Source organism: Acidithiobacillus sulfurivorans, from assembly GCF_018853815.1.
Lineage (GTDB): Bacteria > Pseudomonadota > Gammaproteobacteria > Acidithiobacillales > Acidithiobacillaceae > Acidithiobacillus > Acidithiobacillus sulfurivorans.
Genome location: NZ_JAAOMP010000048.1, coordinates 1 through 3,841, shown reverse-complemented (window position 1 = coordinate 3,841; position 3,841 = coordinate 1). Strand labels below are relative to the sequence as shown.

6 protein-coding genes are annotated in these 3,841 nt (G+C 49.5%); all 6 read left to right on the top strand.

Annotation, left to right across the window (positions count from 1 at the left end):
- On the top strand, nt 1-1,104 hold a 1,104-nt coding region (locus HAP95_RS05195), incomplete at its 5' end, for a phosphoadenosine phosphosulfate reductase domain-containing protein (RefSeq protein WP_226832582.1).
- Nucleotides 1,105-1,133: 29 nt separating this feature from the next.
- Nucleotides 1,134-1,337, top strand: a complete 204-nt coding sequence (locus HAP95_RS05190) for a hypothetical protein (protein WP_215883253.1) — start codon at nt 1,134-1,136, stop codon at nt 1,335-1,337.
- A gap of 37 nt (nt 1,338-1,374) precedes the next feature.
- On the top strand, nt 1,375-1,788 hold the full coding sequence (locus tag HAP95_RS05185) for an ABC transporter substrate-binding protein (protein WP_215883252.1): 414 nt from the start codon (nt 1,375-1,377) through the stop codon (nt 1,786-1,788).
- 196 nt (nt 1,789-1,984) lie between these two features.
- Nucleotides 1,985-2,221, top strand: coding sequence for a hypothetical protein (locus tag HAP95_RS05180; RefSeq protein ID WP_215883251.1), 237 nt, complete (start codon nt 1,985-1,987; stop codon nt 2,219-2,221).
- Between the two features lie 256 nt (nt 2,222-2,477).
- Nucleotides 2,478-3,533: a sigma-54 interaction domain-containing protein gene (locus HAP95_RS05175; RefSeq protein WP_215883250.1), complete on the top strand. Its 1,056-nt coding sequence runs from the start codon at nt 2,478-2,480 to the stop codon at nt 3,531-3,533.
- 82 nt (nt 3,534-3,615) lie between these two features.
- A partial coding sequence (locus tag HAP95_RS05170; protein ID WP_438263646.1) for a methyl-accepting chemotaxis protein occupies nt 3,616-3,841 on the top strand: 226 nt, incomplete at its 3' end.

Here is a 3,841-nt window from a genome sequence, read left to right as displayed (position 1 = left end):
AAAAAGGATGGTGGCGTGAAAACGATTCATGTAATCAGCGTGTCTGGTGGCAAAGACAGCACGGCCACTTTGCTGATCGCTTTGAATCGCTTACCCAGAGAAAATATCCAGGCGATATTTTGTGATACCGGCAATGAAATTCCGATAACTTACAAACATCTGGATGAGCTGGAAAGACATCTGGGCATACAGATAACACGACTCAAAGCGGATTTTAGTCGTGAGATTATCGCTAAACGGCGGTTTATCGCCCAAGATCAACGCACCCGGCGTCAATACAAAACCGCTCCGGTGTTTGATGCAAATGGAAATCCTGTGCCTAAGCGCGACCATCATGGAAATATCTTGTATCGCACTGTGTGGCGTGGTGGCGTTTCGACCCAAGAGCTTGTCCAGAAAACGCGGAAAATCGGTGGCGGTCGCAAAGTACGCTGGTCCAATAAGGCCAAACGACGAGCGTTAAATGTGCTACATCCTACTGGTAATCCATTTTTGGATTTGTGCTTGTGGAAAGGCCGTTTTCCTTCAAGAAAGGCACAATTTTGCACCGAGGAACTGAAGAGAAATATGGCCGTAGCCTATCAGCTACAACTCATTGAACAAGGCTTGCATGTGGTTTCCTGGCAAGGTATCCGCCGCGATGAATCACCCAATCGTCGTTATGCCAAAAAGATGGAGCGCATTGGCCCCAAACTTTGGGCTTATCGGCCTTTGGTGGACTGGACCGCACAACAAACCGTCGATTTTGTGCGCGGTCAAGGTTGCCCATTGAATCCATTGTATAGCCAGGGTCAAAGCCGTGTCGGCTGCGTCTGTATCAATAGCAACAAGAGTGATTTGGCCCAGGTGTCGTTTCGGTATCCGGAAGAAATAACAAGACTGTCTGAATGGGAACACTTGGTTAGCCAAGCATCGAAGCGCGGATATTCGACGTTTATGTGTGATGCCAGCGATCTTAAAGACCGACGCACCACATTCAATAATCTGAATATCCATGCGCGGGTGGCGTGGGCGAAAGGAAATAATGGAACGATGGATCTATTTGATAATGGTGAACTGGGTCTGCCAGCTTGTGCATCTTCTTACGGGCTTTGTGACCAGTAATAGGTCGGGTAAAATTCATGTGCAAAAATATGGATAAGAAAATCATCAAAGAGAAGTGCAGCGTGTGTGGTAAACCCGTGGAAGATGATGGGGGATACCATGGCACATCACTCGATCATTACGAGTGCCATGCTCGCCGTAAACTATCCAGCGAAAATCTGGTGGAATCTCTGCTGAATACATCTCTCGGAGATGGGTGGCGTAAAGATAAACGACCGGATGAATTAAATTGATGAATGCCGAAAATGATCGGGTAGAGAGGGAGAATCAATGTGCGATAATGTGAAAAAAGGGTGCGATTATCAGGGGCGTGATTTTGGGGCAAGCTACATAGACACCTGTTGTATTGATGGATATTTGTGGGATCTGGATAGCTGCGACGAACCCGGAGGACCGCTCTCAAGCGGAGGAGAGTCGCCGTGTCCAAAATGCAATACGCTGGAATTCCTGAAATCGGCCAAAGATGAAGCAGAATCCTGTTCATCGACAGAAATCGGTTTTTGCGGAGGCGGCGCAAGTTATACGGGAGCCGATATATGGCTAATGTCTGTAAAAAAGGCCGGATCGATGAATCCAGAAGCGACCCTGGCGGCGCTCAAAGAGATCAAAATAGTAGAGGCCCTGGTTCCGGGAAATGGAAAAGACGGCTTCATGGTGCAGAGGACTATCTATGAATCTCTATGATCTTACCGTTGAAGCCGAAAAAGAGACGAACGAATATAAGCACCCTATCGGATAGTGAAGTAGCCGGAAGCATCTTGTGTTATCTGGGGTTTGCCGTCGAGCCATCACTGGAACCTTATGCCGATCGCAGAAGAGATCGTGTCGCCCAGATCATTCGTGCAGCCATTGAAGCCGACCGCTGTTTAAGGAACAGATTATGAGCGGATTCGCTGTACGCTGGCGAATTGGCGGCATGGAAGATTTCAACGAGCGCATGAGCCGTTGGCATGGCACAAGTGTCGATGGTATCCAAACCGAGTGCGGGCTAATGGTGTCCGTGATAGCACATGGTTATTTACCAGAAACTTATGAACTGGATGACTACCGTACCAAAATCACCTGCATAAGATGCCGGAAAGCCATTGCTGCCAAGGAAAGATCAAATGCCTTCTGATCTTTCCTTGTTCGCATGGTTCTGGCTGGTGATTCCCGCTGCCTTAGGCTTGGTGTTGGTGTGGGTTGTCGTTTTAGAAGCGCTCCAAATTTATCACAATTTTTGTGCTTGGATTCGAAGGTTCCCGCATAAAGATCAACCTTGTGCCACACCGGACAAAAATAAGCTTGACTAATAACGCTAAGTAACACAAGATTACGTTATATAAAGCCTTGTGTTTGTCATGGTTGCGTATTCATCTGGAATTGAATCTACTATGGACCGTAATAAATCTAAAAAGTATCACACGAATATTGTCGGTGAATCCCCTGCTTGGGGCAGAATTCTCAACGATGTAACGGCGTTATCTCATGCGCCATCGACCGTTACGGTTTTTCTGACGGGCGAGACAGGCACTGGCAAGGAGGTGATTGCCCGCGCCATCCACGACACCTCCGATCGCGCCGGGCGGATGTTTATCCCTATCAATTGTGCGGCCATCCCCGCTGATTTGCTGGAATCCGTGCTTTTTGGGCACGAAAAAGGGGCATTCACAGGGGCGTACGCGAAAAGCCTGGGGAAATTCGAACAGGCGGAAGGCGGGACGATACTGCTCGACGAGATTGGTGAAATGAGCTTTTCTCTTCAGGCAAAGCTGCTGCGGGTGTTGCAGGAAAAGCAGGTAGACCGAATCGGCGGGCGAGAGCCGGTCCCAGTAGATGTCCGCATCATCGCCGCGACGCACCGTGATCTCCAGAAAAAAGTCATCGATGGGGAATTTCGGGAGGACCTGTACTACCGCCTGAACGTGTATCCGATTGAGCTCCCGCCTTTGCGTGAACGCCGAGAGGACATATCCCTTTTAGTGTCTTATGCAGCGGAGAAACTGGCGAAGCGCGGGTATCCGGGTATCCATTTCATGGAAGATGCGCTGGAAGTCATGGGCACCTATTCTTGGCCAGGCAATGTGCGGGAGCTCATGAATCTGGTGGAAAGAATTGCTGTCCAGTGCATATTCAATAAAAAAGAAGCCGTGACGGCTGCCGATTTACCGAACTGTTTTTTTGATAGCGGCCAAACAGAGTCTACTTTTTGCTCGAAGCCGTCCTCTGAAGAATCGGAAGAATCGCTCCCGGTTCAGGCCCTTCCGGAAGGGAAGACGCTTCCAGAACATTTGTTGGAAATTGAGCGCACCCTCATTCTTGAGGCGATACACCGAACGTCGGGCAATACGTCCAGTGCGGCCCGAAAGCTGGGCGTACCAAGAAGCACGTTGCTCTCCAGAATCCAGGCGCTTTCCCTGCCTAAATGGAGCGCACCCTCTCTGGGTTAAGCGCAAGAAGATGCGCAACAGCCTGAAAAAACACAGATAATAATATGGCACCATAATTGCTTATTTATGGTGTTTCGGGCAGATGGTGAACATCGAAAACATGGTGGAACAGATGGGCGAAACCGTGACGAGCTTTCTGGCCAGCACCAAAACGATCAACCGGCTTGCCGTAAGGGTGCAAGATATTGCCAAGCAGACCAATCTTTTAGCACTCAACGCGGCCATTGAAGCGGCTCGCGCTGGAGAGCATGGGCGGGGTTTCGCCGTGGTCGCCGACGAAGTGAAAAAGCTTGCCCAGAATTCCGCAG

What these genes read in the sequence shown, in the direction of transcription:
- HAP95_RS05180 (WP_215883251.1), top strand. Translation starts at nt 1,985, where the DNA reads ATGAGCGGATTCGCTGTACGCTGGCGAATTGGCGGCATGGAAGATTTC.
- HAP95_RS05175 (WP_215883250.1), top strand. Translation starts at nt 2,478, where the DNA reads ATGGACCGTAATAAATCTAAAAAGTATCACACGAATATTGTCGGTGAA.
- HAP95_RS05185 (WP_215883252.1), top strand. Translation starts at nt 1,375, where the DNA reads ATGTGCGATAATGTGAAAAAAGGGTGCGATTATCAGGGGCGTGATTTT.
- HAP95_RS05190 (WP_215883253.1), top strand. Translation starts at nt 1,134, where the DNA reads ATGGATAAGAAAATCATCAAAGAGAAGTGCAGCGTGTGTGGTAAACCC.